We start from the raw sequence: 20,773 nt of genomic DNA on the forward strand, positions 1-20,773 counted from the left end.
AAAGACATTAGTCTTGGGCATCAATACTTTGACCATTCAATGCAAGACTGTCATCACCCATTAAATATAAGTATGCAGGCATAATCATTTCTGGTGTTGCGAGTGTTTTCGGATCTTCATCTGGAAATGCTTTTGCGCGCATTGCGGTGCGTGTCGCACCAGGGTTTATACAGTTAAAACGTAAATTTTGATGGGTATTTTCTTTAGCAAATAGTTCGCTCACGGCTTCAATTGCAATTTTTGAAACAGAATAAGCACCCCAACGTTCACGAGTTTCTCGCCCTACACCTGAACTTGCAAAGACAACAGATGCGCTTTCAGATTTCTTTAAAAGAGGAAGGAGTTCTTGAGTGAGTACAAAAGGTGCACGTAAATTTACAGCCATAACGTCATCCCAAACATCGATAGGATAATTTTCTAGTTCTGTACGTTCACCTAAAATACCTGCGTTATGCAAAATACCATCTAAACGACCAAATTGCTTTTCTAAGGTATCGACTAAAAGTTCATAATCACGAGAAGATGCACTTGATAGTTGTAGAGGTAAAATGGCAGGTTGCGGTGCACCTAAACTTTCAATTTCATCATAAATGACTTCAAGTTTATTTAAGGTTCGACCATGTAAAACAACAGTTGCACCGTGTAGGGCATAGCTAAGTGCTGCTGCACGACCAATTCCATCACCTGCGCCTGTTACTAAAATAATGCGATCTTTTAATAAGTCGGGGCGAGGCTTATATTCTGAATATTTCATAGTCGAACCTCCTCGTTTTATATCATTATGAATTGAATTTTTTATTGCGGCTTGATCACCATTTTAAGAATGACTTGATGTAATTCATCCACATTGTTCACTATACAATCTGCACGCCATGCTGTTAAGTCATCTTTGTGTTCGATTGGTAAATAACCATATGCAGCCAAAATGGTGTACATATTGGCGTTACGACCTGCATCAATATCTCTTGGATGATCGCCCACATAAATACAGTCTTCGGCATTTATGTTGATTTGTTTTGCGGCAAGATACATTGGCTCAGGATCGGGCTTGGTATTGGTCACATCTTCAGGACAAACCAAAACAGAACAACGTGCAGTTAAATTAAGTGCTTTAAGCAACTCTTCACTTAACCAACGTGGCTTATTGGTCACAATTCCCCATGGAATATGATGACTTTCAAGTTCTTTTAATAAAGGGTACATGCCTTCGAAAAGGTCTGTATCTACGGCAATATCAGCACCGTAAATATCTAAAAAACGTTGACGGTGTGCAAAAAAAATAGGATCTGTCACTTCTAATTCAGGATAGACCAATTTCACCATTGCACGCGCGCCCTCAGACACTTGCGTACGAATTAAATCGGCAGAAACAACCGTTTTTCCTTCTTCACGGCACATATCTTGAATAATGCGAATAAAATCTGCTGCAGTATCAATTAAAGTACCATCTAAATCAAATAATACCGCTTTCATTATGCTTCTTCTTTTTGCGTATAAACCATGTAGTTCACATCGACATTTGGTGCTAACCAATAGCGTTTTGTGATTGGGTTATAGTGTAAACCTGTCATATCTTTCAGTTTTAAATTAGCAGCGCGAATGTCGTGTGCTAACTCTGAGGGCTTAATGAATTTGCTGTAGTCGTGTGTGCCTTTTGCCAACATACGAAGTACGTATTCTGCGCCAATAATGGCAAATAAGTAGGCTTTAGGGTTACGGTTGATGGTCGAGAAAAACACGTGACCACCTGGTTTTACAAGTTTTTGGCAAGCAAGAATAATTGAAGCAGTATCTGGAACGTGCTCAAGCATTTCCATGCAAGTTACCACATCATATTGTCCCGCTTGTTCATCTGCCAACTGCTCAACAGGAATTTGGCGATATTCAATATTTTTAACGCCTTCTTGTTCTGCGTGAAGTCGCGCTACATTTAAAGGTGCAGCACCCATGTCTATGCCTAAAACATTTGCACCACGACGCGCCATGCTTTCTGCCAGAATACCGCCACCGCATCCAACATCAAGTACTTTTTTACCTGAAATGCCACCTGAATGTTCATCAATCCAGTTTAAACGTAGTGGATTAATCATGTGCAAAGGGCGGAATTCAGAATGCTGATCCCACCAAATGGCTGCGAATGCTTCAAATTTGGCAATTTCTTGTGGATCAACATTTAGTTGCGACATCGGGTTCACCTCAATCAAGTCGTTATAATTCAAAAAACTTAGTATCTTCTTAGTGTAGCGGTTATTAAAAAAAAAGCGATAAAAGCCTTAAAAAAGTTCACAGAATGAAAACGAAAAAGGCTAAATTGATTTATAGTATTTCAATAAGCTAATCATAATATTTTTGAGGCAAATAAACGCAATGAAAAAAATTCTTTTAGGTAGCCTCGCTACGGCGATGTTAGCAATTTCAAGTGGTGCAATGGCAGCAAACTTTGTTGCTGGTCAAGATTACACCGTTCTTGCTAACCCTGGAAAAGTAGAAGTTCCTGGTAAAATCGAAGTTCGTGAATTTTTTTGGTATGGCTGTGGACATTGTCATAGTTTAGAACCACATATGCAGGCTTGGATTAAAAAAATGCCTAAAGGCGTTCATTTTGTGCGTACACCTGCTGCTATGAACCCGACTTGGGAACAAGGTGCTCGTGGATATTATGTGTCAGAAGCTTTACAAATCCGTAGAAAAACACATTTACCATTGTTTAAGGCAATTCATGAAGGTGGTCAGCAAATTTTTGACCAAAAATCACAAGCTAAGTTTTTTGTGAAATATGGCGTACCTGAAGCTAAATTTAATAGCATGTTTAACTCATTCCCGATTTCTGCAAAAATTGCTCAATCAAACCAACTTGCTAGACAGTACCAGTTAACAGGTGTTCCTGCTGTTGTTGTGAACGGGAAATATGTTGTTCAGGGTGATGATGGAAAAGTTCCTCAAGTTGTTAATTATTTAATTGAAAAAGAACGCAAAGCAAAATAATTGATAAATTACAAACCGCTCAATATGAGCGGTTTTTTTTAGAATTAAAATTTCTAACTCACAGATTTTAATTACTTTCCCAATTTAAAATACCATGAAAGAGTAGGCGCATTTGAGTGAGCGATTGCATTTGCAAAAGCTGTTGTTGTTGAGCTAATGCAGGTTCTTCAAATTGTCTAGAAAGTTCAATCCAAGCCATTACCCAATTAAAAGCCAAGTTCACTACAAGATGAGCTAGACTTTTTAAATCATCTAATTTTTGAATATGTTTGGTACTGGCTAAACGTTGTAAATCTATTGCTAAATCTTCTACAAGATATTCAATTTCTCGGGCAATTGCTTTACGAATAACTTGGGATGCACCCCAACGTTCGGTAATTATAAAAACCCAATCTTCTGTATGTTGATGAATGGTCTGAAAAAAAAGTTCTAAGCTTTTATCAATTTTAGCTTCAGGTTGATAGACATAACTTTGCCCAATTTGATGCAATGTGCTTTTCAGGTTTAAAGAAATTTGGTCGACAAGTTCTAATCCTAAAGCATCCATATCTTTGAAATGACGATAAAATGCCGTAGGAACTAAGCCAATTTCACGGCTAATTTCTCTTAAACTAATGCTGTTAAATGAGCGTCCAGAAGTGCTGAGGCGTAATGCAGCATCTATAATTGCTTGGCGGCTTTGTCGCTTACGTTCATCACGAATTGGCATGCTAAATGTATCCCTACAATTTTTGTCAACTTAGTTTAGCAAAAAATATCAGTGAAATATGAACCTTATTTTTTAATTATTTCAGATTATTAGAACGGTCATATCTTTAAATTAAAATGGATTAAAGACTGTAACAAAACCTTTGTATTGGCTTCTGCTATACTTAGCCGCAATATATTTGAGTTATAAATAAGGACAAATTATGCGTATTGACCAACGTACTTTAGATCAATTGCGTGACGTTAAAATTACTCGTAACTATACGCGTTATGCGGAAGGTTCTGTATTGGTTGAATTCGGTCATACAAAAGTCCTTTGTACAGCAAGTATTGATCATTCAGTTCCGCGTTTCTTAAAAGGTCAGGGACAAGGTTGGGTAACTGCTGAATACGGTATGTTGCCACGTTCTACGCATACACGTAGTGACCGTGAAGCTGCTCGTGGTAAGCAAAGTGGTCGTACTCAAGAAATCCAACGCTTAATTGGTCGTAGCTTGCGTGCAATGGTGGATCTTAAAAAGCTTGGCGAAAATACAATTACAATTGACTGTGATGTTATTCAAGCAGATGGTGGTACACGTACAGCATCTATTACAGGTGCAGCAGTTGCGCTTATTGATGCAATGAATGTATTGCTTGAAAAGAAAAAGATTAAGCAAGATCCATTAAAAGGTTTAGTTGCTGCGGTTTCTGTTGGTATTTATAAAGATGAAGTTCTTCTTGATCTTTGCTATGAAGAAGATTCTAGCTGTCAAACAGATTTGAACGTTGTAATGACTCAAGCAGGTGAATTTATTGAAATTCAAGGTACTGCGGAAGATAAACCATTTACACGCGCTCAATCGAATGAAATGTTAGAAATGGCTGAAAAAGGCATTCAAGAGTTAGTGAAAAAACAACAAGAAGCTTTAGGTTGGTAAGTTTTTAAAGCTAAAATTGTTGTATTGAAAAAGCGCCGTGAAAATGGCGCTTTTTTTATTGAAACTTACATAAATAAATAGAAAAAATGACATAAATTATCATTTGTAGACAAAGTCATAACATCAATTGGTTTTTCCAACACAATTAATTTTTAACATATAAAGACTTCGTGCAATCACTTGAAAAAGGAGAAAAACATGACAGTTCTTATTATAGGTTTAATGATTGGTACATTTTTAATGTGCGCTTGTGCACCACGAAAAAATGATTAAATCGCAATATTTAAATTTTTAATTAAAAGCAATTTGCAGAGTGACTTTTTTAGAATGATCAACTCTGCAATAGATAAATCTGAATTTAAGATTCAGTTCTAGGCATTAAAACGCATAGATAAATCAATGGCTTTAACATCTTTGGTTAAAACACCCATTGAAATATAGTCCACGCCAGTGGTTGCAACTTCACGTAAATTATCGATAGTAATGTTACCTGAAGCTTCAAGTTTACAACGACCTGCAACGTGCTTTACTGCATCAATCATTTGCTGTTGGCTGAAATTATCAAGCATGACAATATCTGCGCCTGCTTCAAGTGCTTGGTTCAGTTCATCCCAAGTTTCAACTTCAACTTCTACAGGTTTATTGGGTGCAATCACATGCGCTTTTGCAATAGCTTGAGCGATGCCACCGGCTGCCATAATGTGGTTTTCTTTAATTAAAAATGCATCGAATAAACCTAAACGATGGTTTTGTCCACCACCTACAGCAACTGCATATTTTTGTGCAATACGTAAACCAGGAAGTGTTTTGCGAGTGTCTAATAATTTAGTATTTAGACCATCTAAATGTTTAACGTATTCAGCAGTTTTTGTAGCTACAGCAGAAAGTGTTTGCACAAAATTGAGAGCAGGGCGCTCTACGGTTAATAAACTACGAGCAGAACCTGAAAGCTTTAAAAAGGCTTCATTGGCAGCAACAACATCACCATCATTTTTAAGCCAAGTCACTTGCACATTTGCATCATAAGCTTGAATAAGTGCATTCACCCAAGGCTGACCTGCAAGTACCATGTTTTCACGGCTAATAATTGTTGCAGTCGCTTGTTCATCTTCAGGGGTAAGCAAAGCAGTAATGTCGCCATCACCAATATCTTCTTGCAAAGCTTGCTGAATATTGATTTGAATTGACTGTTCTAATAAAGCTGGTGAGATGCTCATGGCAATATCCGTATAGTGAGAACCTATAAAAATTGTGCGCTATATTAGCATTGTTCAATAAAAAAACGTATTTATTAACGTGCTTACATCACTAAGTTTGAGATTTTGATGTGAAAGTTTTAGGATGAATGACTAGCCAAATTTAATTTAGAAAAATTCAGGACTGATTTATGCAACAGGCATCGTCTTTTCAGGTCGTTGATGGAGAGCTTAAAGGCGCTCAATATATTCCTTCGCCAAATTTTAATCAGCGTCCTGAAGGTACAGATATTCAGTTGGTTGTTATTCATAATATTAGTTTGCCACCATCACAATTTGGTGGCGGGTATATCGAAGATTTTTTTCAAAATAAATTAGATTGGTCAGCTCATCCATATTTTCAGACTATTGAAGGCATGCAAGTTTCTGCGCATCTTTTAATTTTAAGATCTGGAGAAATCATTCAATTTGTAAATTTTAAAGATCGAGCTTGGCATGCAGGGCGTTCAAGTTATTTGGCTTTAAAAGAATGTAATGATTATTCGATTGGAATTGAATTAGAAGGTAGCGATGATTTGCCTTTTGAAGAAGAACAATACGAAACTTTAGCAAATGTGGTTGCAACGCTACAAAAAGCATATCCAAAAATTAAACAACATATTGCAGGACATTCCGACATTGCACCGGGTCGAAAAACAGATCCAGGGCTATTTTTTGACTGGGTAAAATTTAGAAAGCAACTAAAGCAACTAAAAAACCTATAAATTGTTAAATTGTAGAATGATTAAACAATGAAACTTCACAAAGAGTTTCATTACAATAGCGACTTGATTTTAGACTAGGTGGTTCCGATGGCGCTTTGGCGATCGACCGTAATTGTAAGTGCAATGACAATGTTATCTCGTGTACTAGGTTTAGTACGAGATATTGTTTTGCTGAATGTATTTGGTGCAGGCAAAGACTTCGATACTTTTGTCGTGGCATTTCGTATTCCAAACTTCTTTAGGCGACTATTTGCAGAAGGGGCGTTTTCACAGGCCTTTATTCCTGTGCTTACAGAATACAAAACAAGCCGAACACATGCAGAAGTTCAAATTCTTATTAGTCGTGTATTTGGTTGTTTAGCAACAGTCATGTCTTTATTGACATTGTTTGCGATGATTGCGGCGCCTGTTATTATTTATGTTTACGCACCTGGTTTTCATGATGATCCTGCCAAATTTGCTTTGGCTTCGGATATGTTTCGTCTGACAATTCCATATTTATTGTTCATGTCATTAACTGCTTTTGCCAGCAGTATTTTGAACAGTTATGGCTCATTTACAACACCTGCATTTGCCCCTGTATTGTTAAATGCTGCCATGATTGCAGGTGCATTATGGCTAACGCCATATATGGACACGCCCATCATGGCGTTGGGTTGGTCTGTTGTTGCTGCAGGATTTTTCCAATTAGCTATTCAAATTCCTGAATTGTGGCGTAAAAAATTACTGATTCCACCAAAAATTGACTTTAAACACGAAGGTGTAGATCGCATCATGAAATTGATGTTACCTGCGCTATTTGGTGTTTCAGTTACGCAAATCAATTTATTGCTCAATACAATTTGGGCATCTTATATGCAAGATGGTTCTGTATCTTGGTTATACAGTGCAGAACGTATGACAGAACTACCTTTAGGTTTAATTGGCGTTGCAATTGGTACGGTTATTTTACCGTCATTGTCTGAACGTATTGCAGAGCAAGACCAAAGCAAATTCCGTGGCATGATGGATTGGGCTGCTAAAGTCATTATATTAGTGGGCGTTCCTGCAAGTATTGCGTTATTTATGCTTTCTACACCTATTATTCATACGCTTTTCGAGCGTGGCGCATTTACAGCAGAAGACACCTATATGACTGCACTTGCACTTCAATGTATGAGTGCAGGGGTAATTTCCTTTATGTTAATTAAAGTCTTTGCACCTGGTTTTTATGCACGTCAAGATACTAAAACACCAGTACGTGTGGGCTTAATGGCAGTTGCTGCAAATGCTATTTTAAACGTGGTATTTATTGGATTGTTTAAGCTGATAGATTGGAATGCAGAACATATGGCACTTGCTTTAGCATCTTCAGGTTCTGCTTTAGTGAACGCAGGTATGTTGTATTTCTATTTACATAAGCGTGATATTTTCAGATTTGGCGCACACTGGAAAAAGCTATTGGTTCAGTTTGCTATTGCTAATGCTGCTATGGTTGCAGCGTTATGGTACGGCTTAACTTTATATAGTGGCGATGCTTCACAGTGGACTCGCATTGTAGAACTTCTAGGTCTTTGTATTGTTGGTGCTGTCGCTTATGGCGTTGTATTAATTGCAACAGGTTTTAGACCACGTCATTTAAAACCATAAAATTTGATGAATAAAAAAGACCGCAAATGCGGTCTTTTTTTATATGTACTTTATTTTGGGGAAACTTCTAAAAGCTCAACATCAAAAATTAAAGTGCTGTTTGGTTCTATTGCATCACCTGATCCAATTTGACCATAAGCTAAATTAGCAGGAATATAAAAACGATAAATTGAGCCTTCTTTCATGAGTTGCAGACCTTCTGTCCAACCAGAAATAACCTGACTCACCATAAATTCAGCAGGTTGTTGACGGGCAATAGAGCTATCAAACACAGTGTTATCTAATAAGCGACCTTCATAATGCACTTTTACTTTTGAAGATGCTTTTGGTGTTTTACCAGAACCTTGCTTAATCACTTCATACTGTAATCCAGATTTAGTGACTTTAATATTTGATTTTTTAGCATTTTCAGCAAGAAATGCAGAACCGATTTTTTCATTTTCTTCAGCAAGATTTTTATGTGCAATCAGTTGCTTTGCTTCAGTATTTTTTTTGAACTGAGTTAAAACTTTAGACATTTCTTCATCTGATAAAGCAGATGATTGTCCTTTTGATGCTGTTTTTAAACCATCTAAGAAAGCATCTAAGTCCATATCTTTGAGTGCATCGGCATTGCCACGACCCATTATATAACCAAAGCTGTAGCCAACTTTATCTTCATAGTTACTTTTATTATTTACCGTTTTTGCAGAAAGACCTGTGCTACATAATGCTAAACACAATAATGTCATTTGAATTTTCATTATATTTCCTTAAATAAATAAGGAGAGCATTGCTCTCCTTATCTCGTAATTTTATTTAACTTCAATAAGCTCTACATCAAAAATAAGTGTGCTATTTGCTGGAATTGTACCCGGAACGCCTTGTGCGCCGTAGCCTAAATTAGAAGGGATATAAAGCGTCGCTTTACCACCTTCTTTCATTAATTGCAGACCTTCAGTCCAACCTGGAATAACTTGGTTAAGCGGGAATTCAATTGGCTCGCCACGTTCTACAGAGCTATCAAATACTTTGCCATCTACAAGTTTACCTGTGTAGTGAACTTTAACGGTTTGACCGCCAGTAGGTGATTTACCAGTACCTTCTTGAATAATTTTGTACTGTAAGCCAGAAGCTGTAGTTTTTACGCCAGCTTTTTTCGCATTCTCTGTTAAGAATGAGTCATTTGTACTTTGAACTTTCTGAGTGTCTGCAATTTGTTTCTCTTGCATTTCTTGTTGATATTGCTCAAATGCTTTTTGTAATTCTTCTTCTGTATATGCAGGTTGCTTACGCGCATGTGCATCACGAATACCTGTTACAAAGCTATCAATATCTAACTCTGGTGGAGTTTGATGCGCAACTTCAAAACCTAAGGCATAACTAATTTTTTCAATACCCGATGCATTCGCAGATGATTTTGCAGTTTGCGTAGCTGGAGTTTGAGTTGCATAGTAAACAGGAACAAGTGCAGCACCGCCTAAAATTACAGCTACAGCGATGGGTAAGGCTTTACTCATAAGTTATCTCAAATTCATTTTATAGTTAAAAGTTGCAGTTATATTAGCAGACTTTTGGATAAAACACGGGCGTTTGAATCTCGTGCATCTTTGTTATCAATATATTCTTATCGCGTAGAATATTCTATAACAGTCTGAATATGTAAAACATTTTTTATACAATAAATATAAGTCTTATTAGAAAAGCCCAAAGTTTGTTAAAACTGAAGTGAATAAATCATAAGGGTTTTGGCGAATCTGTAAATTGAAGGATATTTACTTGAGTTTTATCAGGATTTATTAACTTTAATTGATATGTATTAAGATTTTTTTCACAGCCAAATTTAAGCTCAGGTGATTGAATTATCCCAAGTACCATTCCTGAAACTGTAGGTTGCTTATAAGAATAAATAGCCTGTTTACCGACTAAAGCATGAGAAGAAAATACAAATTGTTTAAGCTGTAATGTATTTAAGTAGCCATTAATTAGTGATTTACAAATAAATAACTCATCTTGATTGCTCCTTACTGGAGTTGGTTGGCATGCCGTTAAAAAACAAACAAGCTTAAACAAACGATCTTTTTCATGAATTTATCCTTATCAAACGATAACTTAAGGATAAAGTAGGTGATAATATGGGTACAGATACAAAATAATCTAAAAAATAGGTACAGATTTTGGCATTTCAATATCAAACCCTTGCACAGCAAGTTGCACAAAAAATATATTTAGGCGAATTAGAAGATGGTCAAAGATTACCATCATTAAGAGATTTTGCAGATCAGCAAAAAATTAGTTTAAATACGGCAAAAAGTTGCTATGAATTATTGGAAGCGCGTGGATTAGTTTTTGTAAAAGCGAAGTCTGGCTATTTTATTAAAGCTCCAAAATTACAAGTAGAACAGCCATATCATGATGATTTTGAATCTCATGCAAGAGATGTTTCAAACTTAGACTTACAAATTGAAATTCAAGCCACATCAATACAAGAGAAATCCATTCATTTAGGTGCGATACAACTTTCTCCAAAGCTTATTCCAATAGATTTATTGCGCCGTTCAATTCAGCGTGCGTTAAAACATAGTAAACCTGAAGATTTTTTATATAGCGACAGACAAGGGCATTCTATTTTAAGAGAAGCGCTGGTTTCTCATTGGGCTGAAGATGGTCTTTTTATTTCTAAAGACGATATTTTTATTACCAATGGATGTATGCCAGCTTTGTCGGTCGTTTTGCAAACGCTCACAGAAGAAGGCGATAGCATTATTGTTCCTACACCAAATTTTAATGGACAGCTTCAATTATTAGCGAGTTTAAAACGAAAAATTGTAGAAATTCCGGCACATCATAATGGTTTTAATTTAGAGCGTTTAGAGTATGAAATGAAGCATTCGGGTGCTAAAGCTTGCTTATTAACAGCGAACTTTCAAAATCCTTTAGGTTTTTGTTTAACGAATGAAGATAAGCAAAAAATTGCAGAATTAGCTGAAAAATATCAATGTTTTATTATTGAAGATGATATTTATGCTGAATGTGGATTCGACCCAAATAAGCCTTTGCCCATTCGAAATTGGGATAAAGCAGGTTACGTGATTTATTGTGGTTCTGTGTCTAAGTCATTATCTTCAGCATATAGAGTCGGGTGGTTTTGTATTACAGCAAAACTAACGTCATTTAGAGCGCAATTTATTAATAGAAATGTTGTGGTAAATACACCATTACAATTAGGTTTGGCAGATTTAATTCATTGTCGTGCTTATAGAACGCATTTAAACCAATTAAGACCAAAGCTATTTCAGCAAGTTGCCCAATATAGACATTATATTCAACAAGCTTTTCGCAGTGTAGATGTACGTATTAGTCAGCCAGAAGGTGGTTATTCTATTTGGCTACAGCTTCCTGAATCTATAAATAGTTTAGATATGTACTATTTTGCACAGACACAGAAAATTAATATTGTGCCTGGAGTTGTATTTGGTGAAGATTCGCGATATTCAAACTGCATTCGCTTAAATGCAGGACATGAATTATCAGATGAAATTAAACAAGCAATTGATGTATTGGCGTAGTGGGTAAAACGTAATTTATAAACTTATTAGAAAATTACTTATATTTAAATGAACAATCATCTTCATGATCGTTAATCATTCCTACAGCTTGCATGAATGAATAACAGGTTGTAGGTCCTACAAATTTAAAGCCCTTTTTCTTAAGCTGTTTCGACATTAAAACACTGAGTTCGGTTTGTGCAGGTGCTTTTTTATAATCTGGTACATCATTCACAATGGTTTTGTTCTGAACAAAGCTCCATAGCCAAGCAGATACATCTTCGCCATTATCTTTCAAATTTTGCCATGCAATTGCATTGTCACGAATAGCTTTTAGTTTTCCAATGTGGCGGATAAGACCTGCATCTTGAACTTTAAGTTGTAAGTCTTCGTCGCTTAAATTTGCAATGTAAGCAATGGAATGATGAAAGAAATGCTCACGGTAACATTCGCGTTTTTTAAGGACTGTAATCCAAGATAAACCCGCTTGTTGACCTTCTAAACACAGCATTTCGAAAAGTTGCTGTTCATCATAAATAGGGCGTCCCCATTCATGATCATGGTAAGCAACATAAAGAGGGTCGTTGGAGCACCAACCACAGCGTTTTACTGTTAAAGACGTCATGGAAATGCTCCATTATTTTTATAATTATTTAAGGCTTAAATTAAAGTTTAAATTCAGCCCATTGGTCAGCTTTGTTATCCCAATAGAAAAGTTCAGCTTGTTGAATTTCTTCAAAAGAGATCCAATCGTCTTTACCAACTTTGTCTGAAAAACCAGTGCTTATTAATAATGCTTCTTCTGTAATTTCCATGACCCAACCCTGACGACTTTTTCCTGCCACCACAATTTTTTGTTGATTGCCTGATTCAGCAAACTCTACCAAACGGTTGATCAACGCTTCTGACATGAATAATTCCTAAAGAAAATTAACGTAAATATGGATAGGGGTTAACAGCACCACGACCTTTGCCACCTAAATAAATTCCATAATGTAAATGTGGAGCAGTTCTACGGGCGTTACCAGTATTGCCGACATAACCAATTAAATCACCTTTTTTGATGTAATCACCTACGCGTAAACCACGTTTGTGACCATCTAAATGTGCATAGTAATGCCAACTTCCACTTGGCCCTAAAACCCAAATGACTTTTCCGCCCAAGTTATTATTGCGTAAATCGGCAATTAAACCTTCTGTTGTGCTAAAAACTTTTGTTCCACGTGGAGCCATAATATCAACCCCTTCGTGTATTCTACCACTGCTTCGAGATGCGCCCCATGTATCTGTTAAATTATTGCGTTTTATACCCTGAACAGGAACAGGAAGTTGGCTAGGCAAACTCATTTTTTTGAGTTTTTGAACTGTAGCAGGGTTGAGTGGTTGGCTTGGTTTTTTTGGCGCTGTACTACATGCAGCAAGAAAAATAACAGCAAAAATTAAACTTAAAATAGAGCTAAAGCGGGGCACAATAAATTCCTGTCTTTTATTTATATAGCGGTTTTAATAATCACCTGACTATGTCATAAATTTACGGCAGAGATCAATTTTTTCATGGCAGTTGGAATGCCCATTTGTGTAGCAATTTGTGATGAATACCAGTTGCCGCCAAGTTCAATTGCTAAATGTTCTTTCAAATCAGCATCTACTTCAAAGCACACAGCCTCTAACAGCCAAGTAAAGTGGGTGAAGCTATGAGATATTTGGGCTTTTTTAATGACTTTTTTTAAGCCCAAACTTTGCGTTTTTTCTAAAAAATCTATTTCATTTTCAATAATTGGTAAGCACCATAATCCGCCCCATAAACCTGAATTAGGGCGCTGTTGCCATAACCATTGATCATTACATTGAATGAGTAATACTTGAGCAGACTTTACGGGCACCGCTTTTTTAGGTTTTTTGAAAGGTAATTCTGTTTCTAAACCTTGTTGATGTGCTTTGCAGTTTTGCTGCATTGGGCAATATAAACATAATGGCTTTTTGGGTGTGCAAACAGTTGCACCTAAATCCATAATCGCTTGAGTGTAATCGTGGTTCCGTTCTGTAGGGCATAAATCTTCTGCAATTTGCCACATTGCACGTTCATGAACAGGTTTAGATAAATCATCTTCAATCGCTAAAAAGCGTGATAAAACTCGCTTAACATTGCCATCCATAATGACGCCATATTGACGTAAACCCAGTGACATTAATGCGCCACCTGTAGAACGACCAATGCCCGGAAGTTCAATCCATTCTTCTAGGTTTTGAGGGAAAGTTCCCTTTTGAGCGACAATTCCTGCGGCTTTATGCAAATTTCTTGCGCGTGCGTAATAGCCCAAACCTGCCCAATAGGGTGCAACATCATCCCAAGATGCATATCCTAAATCTTCAACCGTTGGGAATCGCTCAATAAAACGGTCAAAATATTGCAGAACAGTTTTAACCTGAGTCTGTTGCAACATAATTTCAGATACCCAAACTTTGTAAGGATCGTCGGCAATTTGCCATGGTAAATCATGACGACCATGTTCATCGAACCAAGTTAAAAGGGCATTAGAAAAAGAAAATTCAGACATAAAATAAGGGCAACATCAACTATGGCTGTAGTATAGCGGAATTGTCCAATTAGCCTGAAAATTAAATAGAAGCATCACTATTAAAAGAATGATTTTAGAAATAAAAAAATGGCGCCTAAGCACCATTTATTTTAAGAAAATTTTAAAAGTTAGCCTTGCATTCCCCAACGCGTATCAAGTTTTAAAACTTGACCTTCGTAGCGTGGAATAATATGAATATGTAAATGCGCTGAAGTTGAGCCAAAAACTTCACCATCATTAAAGCCTACATGGAAACCTGTAGGTTGATGGCGGATTTGTAATTCATTTCGTGCAAGTTCTAATAATGTCATCAGATTTTTGCGCTCTTTATCTGTAACATCAAAAAAAGAACTCACATGACGTAGAGGAACAATTACACAATGTCCTTTAGATAGTGCATTTGTCTCGGGTAAAATTACACCGAAATCATTTTTCGCAATGATGTCATACTCATCAAAGTTGCAATATATGCAGTTATTTTCAGTCATTTGTTCATCCTCTTTGTATTTTTATTACCTACCTATTTATAAAAATAAAAGGTAGTTTCAAGCATTAAGCTTTTAACTGGTGAGCAAGTAATTCATACATTGCTTCGAGGCTTTGCTTTTCTGCTTCAGCATTGTAGCCAAGATCTACACCATTGGCTTTGGCTTTTTCATCGGCAAGTGGGTTTGAAAAGCCATGTTTTGCATCTTCAAAAATAATAACTTCATGATTTACTTTTGCTGCATGCATTTCTTCACGGAACGTAGCAACATCGTCTAAAGAAACCATGCTGTCTAATTCACCATGTAAAACTAAAATTTCAGCTTGAATTTTGCCTTCTTCAGCAGGTGTTTGAGCCGATAAATTTGCATGGAAAGTTGCAACAGCTTTTAACGGTGCACCTGAACGTGCTAAATCTAGAATAACTTTACCACCGTAGCAAAAGCCAATAGCGCCAAGTCTTGAGCTATCTACTTCATCTTGTGCCGCTAAAGTTTCTAAAGCTGCTGATGCACGTGTCACAATTGTGGTTGAATCTTGAAATGTTTCAGTCATCCATTCATTTGCTTGAGATGCTTCTGAAGTCACTTTCTTTTGACCATACATATCAATTGCTAAGGCTGCATAACCATTTTCTGCCAATTCACGTGCACGTTGTTCGGTATATTCATTGCGTCCCCACCATTCTGGAGCCACAATTACAGCAGCAACAGGTGTAGTTGACTCAGGCGCAGCAAAGTAGCCAATTAAGGTAGAACCATCTTTTGCCGTATATTGAATTTCACGTGTTTTAATTACAGAAGCCATGCACAATCCTTAAAGCATTCATTATGATTAACCTGATTAAAGCATAAAAATATTGCAGATGTTTTGAAAAGCATTAAATGAAATAGAAACAAATGTGAGAAATTATTATTTATTAATGATAAATAAAAAAAAAGAAGGACATAAGCCCTTCTTTTTTATTAGATACGAGATTAGATTTTAAACTTTTCCACGAGAGAGAAAGCCAACAATTGCAAGAATAACTGCCACAACAAGTAGAATTACAGCAAAGTCTTTAGATAAGCCTGCAACACCACCGAAACCTAATAAACTGGCGATGAGAGCGATAACAGCGAAAATAATTGCCCAACGAAACATTAGAATTCTCCTTACGATTTTTTTGATTATGCAATTTAGTATAAAGATGACAATTCCAATAAATGTGATGTATTTGTTTGTTTTTTGTACTAGCTAAGAATGTTCCTTGGAAACAGGCTCTTCTTTCTTCCTGATCAATTAAGCCTGATATAATGCGATAGCATTTTCTTTTTTATTACACATTATTATGTCTGAACTATTACGCCCACAATTTTGGAAAAATTATAAATTAGCAGAATTAAATACTGCTGAATGGGAAGCTTTGTGTGATGGTTGTGGACTATGTTGTCTAATAAAATTAGAAGACGATGAAACCAATGAAGTTGCCTATACCAGAGTGTCTTGTAAGTTATTAGATTGCAAAACAGGGCATTGTTCAGACTATTCAAACCGTATTAAGCATGTGCCAGATTGCATTCAACTTACACCAGAAAAATTAGCTAAAATTACGTGGTTACCATCTTCTTGTGCCTATCAACGTATGAGTGAAGGTAAAAGTTTACCTTCTTGGCACTATTTAAATACAGGTACACGAGAAAGCGTGATTAAAGCAAGAAAATCGGTTGCAGGTCGCTGTGTTTCAGAAGCTGAAGTCGATGAAGATGAAATTGAAGACTATATTGTGCGTTGGGTTCGCTAATTTAATGCAACTATTTAATCTAAAGATTTTAAGAAATCATCTTCAGAAATGACATGAAATCCGTGTTGTTTCAGTAAACATGCAGTTATACCTAAACCTACAATTTTTGTGCCTGAAAATGAGCCATCATAAATAAAATTTGTCCCGCAAGATGGGCTATTTTCTTTTAAAACGACTGTAGAAACTTGATGCTTTTGAGCCATTTCTAATGCCTTAAAAGCACCATCAATAAAGGCATTTGTTACATCATTTTCTTCAGAATCGATTACTTTTGCTGTGCGATTTAAAACATCTTGAGCGGTTCCACCGATAATTTCTGCGGCTAAACGAGGCGTGTCTAATCCTCCAGAAACTTCAGGGCATATGGTAATGGCTTGTTGTGTTTGTATTAGTTGAGCGATTTTTTCATAGTTATACGCTTTGCCATCGTAACGTACAGGAATGTTCGCTAAGCAGGCGCTAATTAAATATTTCATAAAAATAATGCTTCGTTAAAATGATCGTAAATATTGTGCTGAAAACTGTTGCCTAGATAGATGAATAACATAGTAGACTAAGTAAAAGCTTAGTAAAGTAATAACAAGATGTCAGATAGCAATATTCCACTTCCTGAACGCTTACGTCCTAGAGACTTATCCGAAATTATTGGACAAGACCACCTGCTTGGTTCAGATGCACCTTTACGCCAAATGATTGATCAGGGACATTTACCCTCTATTATTTTTTGGGGACCACCAGGCGTTGGAAAAACGACAATAGCCTTATTGCTTGCTCAAGCTATAGATCGACCATTTGTAAGTTTATCTGCGCTGAATACTAGTGTAAAAGAATTAAGAGAAGTTATTTCAGATAGTGGCGATTTAATGCCACCAGTGGTTTTTATTGATGAAATTCATCGCTTTAATAAAACACAGCAAGATGCACTTTTGAATGCCGTAGAAAAGGGCAAAATTACACTTATTGGTGCAACAACAGAAAATCCATCATTTGAAGTTAATAGTGCATTACTTTCACGTTGTCAGGTTTATACCTTAAATGCTTTAAATGAAAATGCGATTCAAACTTTAATTAATCATGCGATTGAAAAAGATCAATTTTTAAAAGATCGTTATATTCAAATTGAAGAATTTGATGCGCTTATTCAATTTGCAGCAGGTGATGCTCGTAAAGCTTTAAATTTATTAGACTTAATTGCCAGTACATTTGAACCTGATTTAGAAAATATCATCACCAATGCAGTGGTTGTAAAAGTTGCACAGCAGAATATTGCGCGTTACGACAAAGCTGGTGAGCAGCATTATGATTTGGTTTCTGCATTTATAAAGTCTATTCGTGGCAGTGATCCAGATGGTGCGCTTTATTGGATGGCCCGTATGCTTAAAGGCGGCGAAGATCCTGTATTTATTGCACGTCGTATGCTAATTGCAGCATCTGAAGATATTGGTAATTCAAATCCAAATGCACTATTACTTGCAGGTGAATGCTTCCGTTCAGTTCAAGTCATTGGAATGCCAGAATCCCGAATTATTCTTGGTCAATGTGCAGTGTATTTAGCAACAAGTGCGAAAAGTAATAGCACGTATTTAGCTATTAATAAGGCGATGGATTTAGCAGAAAAAACAGCAAATTTACCTGTGCCACTTCATTTACGTAATGCTCCAACAAAGTTAATGAAAGAGCAGGGATATGGTGTCGATTATTTATATCCGCACAATTATCCAGAACATTTTGTACTACAGGAATATTTGCCACCTGAATTAAAAGGGACAAAATTGTATGAGTCTGCACGTAATAAGCGTGAAGTTGAAGGTGAAAAGTTGCAACAACGACGTTGGCAGCAACAGCAATAAAAAAAGCCCGTTCCTTGGGGAAACGGGCATAAAATGGATGTTTCTTAGGGAGATTACATCCAGAGGGTAAACTGGTCGGCAATGTAGAACAAAAACGCTGAGATATTTTCTACATTGCCTTGTATGTAATGAATAATAGAAAAATAAACTTAAAAAGTAAAAATGATCATTTTAATCATCATTATGTGTTTATCCGATTATAAAAGAGACTTTTTTAAAGTTTTCCGAATAAAATATTTATTATCAGAAATTTATTTTTTGATTCAATAAGATACAAAATCACAACTTTTAAAAATGTTGGATCTTCTTGTTTGGGAATATTCATCATTAAATAAAACTGTATAATAGTATGTTATAACATAACATAAAAAGACAGTAATATGAAAACCGTACCTATGCTATTTCTACTTTTTATTCTTATAGAACAAGTAGAAGCAGAAGAAATTCAATCGGCTCATTCTTTAAAATCTATTAAGCTAAGTGCGGAAGAAGAATTTAAAAAAGAGCATAAAGTTGAAAAGCAGTTTATTGAAAAAGCGAATACTTTAGGCGATGCCATTAAACATGTTTCAGGTGTGCAAAGTAGTTCATTTGGTCCAAATTCAGGAGTACCTGTGATTCGTGGTTTGCAAGGTAATCGCGTTGGTGTATTTGAAAATGGAACATCTATTCAAGGGTTAAATGCCATTAGTGGAAATGTAAATATTCCATTCGATCCAATTTTTACAGAATCTATTAAAATTAATAAATCGAGTAATAGTGTGCGTTATGGAGATCAATCTTTAGGTGGGAGTGTTGAAGTAGATAGCGGTTTAATTCCTAAAAAAATTCCAGAAAAATCTCGCGAATTAGATTTGGTTTTAAAAAAAGGTTGGAATAATTTTGATGCGAAAGGTCTTAAATTACAACTCAGCAATCAAACAAACTTAGCGACCAATATTCGATTTTCCAGACAAGAAATTAAGTCTTATAAAATTCCAGGAAAGAGCAAAGCAGATGTTTGTGAAAGTGAAATTTTTAGAAATGGTGGTGTGAATAGTTCTTTGGCAGATGTATGTCAAAAAGATTCAAGAATTAAGAGTACATATAACAAAGCATCTCAGCCTTATATTGATCGATTTATAACAGATAATCCTGATTATGCAGATGGCGATTTTTCATATTATACCGATAATGCAACATCAACTTTTGGCGGAAAATTATATCAAAATATTGTGAATCCCGATTATGTTCAAGGAACAGAAAGGTTTAAACATGAGAATATTAATAATGATGTGACGCCAAACTATAATAAAAAGCTAGGTAATAGTTACGCAATTAATGACAACATTGCTTTGGGAACAACGTATTTTCTAGAAAATGGTTATATTGGATTTAGTGCAGATTATAAAAAGAGTCATTATGGTGTGCCTGGTTTTTCTATGGAAAATAAGTCTTTTCAAACAAACTATGATGATGGTTTACCCGTTGGTGTAAAGACTGAACAAAATACATTTTTATTAGATAGTTTGTTTAATCAACCTTTGCCTTTTTTAGATAATATTCAATTTAAAGCTTCTAATTTAGTGAATAAATCAGGTGAATATATTGGCGCGAGCGAAGCAAATTTATATGAGTTTGAACAAAATTTTGCAGAATTTGTCGTTAAGCAAAAAGAATTAAAATTTTTATCTGGTGAGATGGGGCTAAGTTGGGGGCAAAGGGATGTTCATGGAAAAGGATATGCTCGTTATTTACCGAATGTAAAAACTAATAGACAAGCATTTTTCATTCAAGAGAAACTTAGTTTTAATCCTATTTATTTTGATGCAGGTTACCGTAAAGAAAAAGTCGAACATCAAATTCAAGATCAAACATTTGTGCTAGCGCGTAACGCAAATAATCAAAAATTAGAAAATCGTGATTTTGATTTAACTCAATTTTATGTAGGCGCAGGGCTTAACTGGGGAGAACATGTTCATATTTATGCTAAATATAGCGAGTCTGAACGAGCACCAGAAATTAACGAATTATATTCAAGTAATCCGCATTACTCTGTTATGACTCAAGAAGAAGGTAATCAAAATTTAGAAAAAGAAAAAGTGAAAGCTATGGAATTAAATACAGATTTTGCATTTGATCAATCAAGAATTCAGCTTTCTTTGTATCAAATGGATTTTACAAATTATGTATATTTAATGCATTCAGGGATGGCAATGGGGAATCGTTTACCCTTGAAATATTGGAGACAAACAGATGTTAAAATTGATGGTTTTGAAATTGATTTAAGCTATAAATTTTTGCTCTGTACACGACAAAAATAGATAACTCATTGAAATAATGTCACAATAATTGTTTTCTAACGAC

At 35.8% G+C, this 20,773-nt stretch carries 24 protein-coding genes; 8 read left to right on the plus strand and 16 right to left on the minus strand.

Translation table 11 applies throughout. The features are described from left to right. Positions 1-7 precede the first annotated feature (7 nt). From MZO21_RS00200 to ubiG, 3 genes are read right to left on the minus strand one after another with little or no spacing between them, the layout of a single operon-like run. Complete coding sequence (locus MZO21_RS00200) at positions 8-754, minus strand: YciK family oxidoreductase (RefSeq protein ID WP_248102445.1); 747 nt, start codon at positions 752-754, stop codon at positions 8-10. A 41-nt stretch (positions 755-795) separates the two neighbouring features. Next, positions 796-1,476, minus strand: coding sequence for an HAD family hydrolase (locus tag MZO21_RS00205; protein WP_248102489.1), 681 nt, complete (start codon positions 1,474-1,476; stop codon positions 796-798). Then, positions 1,473-2,186, minus strand: a complete 714-nt coding sequence (gene ubiG / locus MZO21_RS00210; protein ID WP_248102448.1) for a bifunctional 2-polyprenyl-6-hydroxyphenol methylase/3-demethylubiquinol 3-O-methyltransferase UbiG — start codon at positions 2,184-2,186, stop codon at positions 1,473-1,475. Before ubiG ends, MZO21_RS00205 begins: the two co-directional genes overlap by 4 nt. 181 nt (positions 2,187-2,367) lie before the next feature. Between ubiG and MZO21_RS00215 the strand changes: the two genes are divergently transcribed. Continuing rightward, entirely contained in the window at positions 2,368-2,985 is a 618-nt protein-coding gene (locus tag MZO21_RS00215) for a thiol:disulfide interchange protein DsbA/DsbL (protein ID WP_154773111.1), read from the plus strand. 67 nt (positions 2,986-3,052) lie between these two features. Here the strand turns inward: MZO21_RS00215 and MZO21_RS00220 are convergent, their stop codons facing one another. Next, positions 3,053-3,694: a TetR family transcriptional regulator gene (locus tag MZO21_RS00220; RefSeq protein WP_154773112.1), complete on the minus strand. Its 642-nt coding sequence runs from the start codon at positions 3,692-3,694 to the stop codon at positions 3,053-3,055. 202 nt (positions 3,695-3,896) lie between these two features. On the opposite strand from MZO21_RS00220, the gene rph reads away from it, so the two are divergent. Continuing rightward, complete coding sequence (gene rph / locus MZO21_RS00225; RefSeq protein ID WP_154773113.1) at positions 3,897-4,613, plus strand: ribonuclease PH; 717 nt, start codon at positions 3,897-3,899, stop codon at positions 4,611-4,613. Between the two features lie 371 nt (positions 4,614-4,984). Here rph and nadC read toward each other — a convergent pair whose 3' ends face one another. Next, the gene (gene nadC, locus MZO21_RS00230; protein WP_154773114.1) at positions 4,985-5,830 is read right to left on the minus strand and encodes a carboxylating nicotinate-nucleotide diphosphorylase; all 846 of its coding nucleotides are present in this window, start codon (positions 5,828-5,830) and stop codon (positions 4,985-4,987) included. Between the two features lie 170 nt (positions 5,831-6,000). On the opposite strand from nadC, the gene ampD reads away from it, so the two are divergent. Next, positions 6,001-6,573 carry a 1,6-anhydro-N-acetylmuramyl-L-alanine amidase AmpD gene (gene ampD / locus MZO21_RS00235; protein ID WP_154773115.1) on the plus strand — a complete coding sequence of 191 codons (573 nt, stop codon included), beginning with the start codon at positions 6,001-6,003 and terminating at the stop codon, positions 6,571-6,573. 87 nt (positions 6,574-6,660) lie between these two features. Next, the gene (murJ, locus tag MZO21_RS00240) at positions 6,661-8,202 is read left to right on the plus strand and encodes a murein biosynthesis integral membrane protein MurJ (protein ID WP_154773116.1); all 1,542 of its coding nucleotides are present in this window, start codon (positions 6,661-6,663) and stop codon (positions 8,200-8,202) included. A 50-nt stretch (positions 8,203-8,252) separates the two neighbouring features. Here murJ and MZO21_RS00245 read toward each other — a convergent pair whose 3' ends face one another. From MZO21_RS00245 to MZO21_RS00255, 3 genes are all read right to left on the minus strand, one after another. Further along, positions 8,253-8,945, minus strand: a complete 693-nt coding sequence (locus MZO21_RS00245; protein WP_248102451.1) for an FKBP-type peptidyl-prolyl cis-trans isomerase — start codon at positions 8,943-8,945, stop codon at positions 8,253-8,255. Between the two features lie 51 nt (positions 8,946-8,996). Then, positions 8,997-9,701, minus strand: coding sequence for an FKBP-type peptidyl-prolyl cis-trans isomerase (locus tag MZO21_RS00250; RefSeq protein ID WP_248102454.1), 705 nt, complete (start codon positions 9,699-9,701; stop codon positions 8,997-8,999). A 217-nt stretch (positions 9,702-9,918) separates the two neighbouring features. Continuing rightward, positions 9,919-10,254 carry a hypothetical protein gene (locus MZO21_RS00255; RefSeq protein WP_248102457.1) on the minus strand — a complete coding sequence of 112 codons (336 nt, stop codon included), beginning with the start codon at positions 10,252-10,254 and terminating at the stop codon, positions 9,919-9,921. 104 nt (positions 10,255-10,358) lie between these two features. Here MZO21_RS00255 and MZO21_RS00260 point away from each other — a divergent pair, with 104 nt between their 5' ends. Further along, on the plus strand, positions 10,359-11,750 hold the full coding sequence (locus tag MZO21_RS00260) for a PLP-dependent aminotransferase family protein (protein ID WP_248102460.1): 1,392 nt from the start codon (positions 10,359-10,361) through the stop codon (positions 11,748-11,750). 34 nt (positions 11,751-11,784) lie between these two features. Here the strand turns inward: MZO21_RS00260 and MZO21_RS00265 are convergent, their stop codons facing one another. The 7 genes from MZO21_RS00265 to MZO21_RS00295 all read right to left on the minus strand — a co-directional run bounded on the left by MZO21_RS00265 (position 11,785) and on the right by MZO21_RS00295 (position 15,937). Next, positions 11,785-12,354, minus strand: coding sequence for a DNA-3-methyladenine glycosylase I (locus tag MZO21_RS00265; RefSeq protein ID WP_248102463.1), 570 nt, complete (start codon positions 12,352-12,354; stop codon positions 11,785-11,787). A 40-nt stretch (positions 12,355-12,394) separates the two neighbouring features. Then, positions 12,395-12,640: a hypothetical protein gene (locus MZO21_RS00270; RefSeq protein ID WP_248102466.1), complete on the minus strand. Its 246-nt coding sequence runs from the start codon at positions 12,638-12,640 to the stop codon at positions 12,395-12,397. A 19-nt stretch (positions 12,641-12,659) separates the two neighbouring features. Continuing rightward, positions 12,660-13,199, minus strand: coding sequence for a M23 family metallopeptidase (locus MZO21_RS00275; RefSeq protein ID WP_248102469.1), 540 nt, complete (start codon positions 13,197-13,199; stop codon positions 12,660-12,662). A 53-nt stretch (positions 13,200-13,252) separates the two neighbouring features. Further along, on the minus strand, positions 13,253-14,287 hold the full coding sequence (mutY, locus tag MZO21_RS00280; protein ID WP_248102472.1) for an A/G-specific adenine glycosylase: 1,035 nt from the start codon (positions 14,285-14,287) through the stop codon (positions 13,253-13,255). 149 nt (positions 14,288-14,436) lie between these two features. Further along, positions 14,437-14,796, minus strand: coding sequence for an HIT family protein (locus MZO21_RS00285; RefSeq protein WP_248102475.1), 360 nt, complete (start codon positions 14,794-14,796; stop codon positions 14,437-14,439). Positions 14,797-14,860: 64 nt separating this feature from the next. Beyond that, positions 14,861-15,601, minus strand: coding sequence for a dienelactone hydrolase family protein (locus MZO21_RS00290; RefSeq protein ID WP_154773124.1), 741 nt, complete (start codon positions 15,599-15,601; stop codon positions 14,861-14,863). Between the two features lie 177 nt (positions 15,602-15,778). Next, on the minus strand, positions 15,779-15,937 hold the full coding sequence (locus MZO21_RS00295) for a DUF1328 domain-containing protein (protein ID WP_004656956.1): 159 nt from the start codon (positions 15,935-15,937) through the stop codon (positions 15,779-15,781). A gap of 187 nt (positions 15,938-16,124) precedes the next feature. Here MZO21_RS00295 and MZO21_RS00300 point away from each other — a divergent pair, with 187 nt between their 5' ends. Further along, positions 16,125-16,577 carry a YcgN family cysteine cluster protein gene (locus MZO21_RS00300; RefSeq protein WP_248102477.1) on the plus strand — a complete coding sequence of 151 codons (453 nt, stop codon included), beginning with the start codon at positions 16,125-16,127 and terminating at the stop codon, positions 16,575-16,577. A 14-nt stretch (positions 16,578-16,591) separates the two neighbouring features. On the opposite strand, the gene MZO21_RS00305 is transcribed toward MZO21_RS00300, so the two are convergent. Then, complete coding sequence (locus MZO21_RS00305; protein ID WP_248102480.1) at positions 16,592-17,053, minus strand: DUF523 domain-containing protein; 462 nt, start codon at positions 17,051-17,053, stop codon at positions 16,592-16,594. A gap of 108 nt (positions 17,054-17,161) precedes the next feature. Between MZO21_RS00305 and MZO21_RS00310 the strand changes: the two genes are divergently transcribed. Together MZO21_RS00310 and MZO21_RS00315 are read left to right on the plus strand one after the other, a co-directional pair. Then, positions 17,162-18,427 (plus strand): replication-associated recombination protein A, encoded by a 1,266-nt coding sequence (locus MZO21_RS00310; protein ID WP_248102483.1) that lies wholly within the window; start codon positions 17,162-17,164, stop codon positions 18,425-18,427. A gap of 380 nt (positions 18,428-18,807) precedes the next feature. Further along, on the plus strand, positions 18,808-20,730 hold the full coding sequence (locus tag MZO21_RS00315; RefSeq protein WP_248102486.1) for a TonB-dependent receptor domain-containing protein: 1,923 nt from the start codon (positions 18,808-18,810) through the stop codon (positions 20,728-20,730). Positions 20,731-20,773 lie beyond the last annotated feature (43 nt).

The sequence above is a fragment of the Acinetobacter portensis genome (assembly GCF_023158935.1).
Lineage (GTDB): Bacteria > Pseudomonadota > Gammaproteobacteria > Pseudomonadales > Moraxellaceae > Acinetobacter > Acinetobacter faecalis.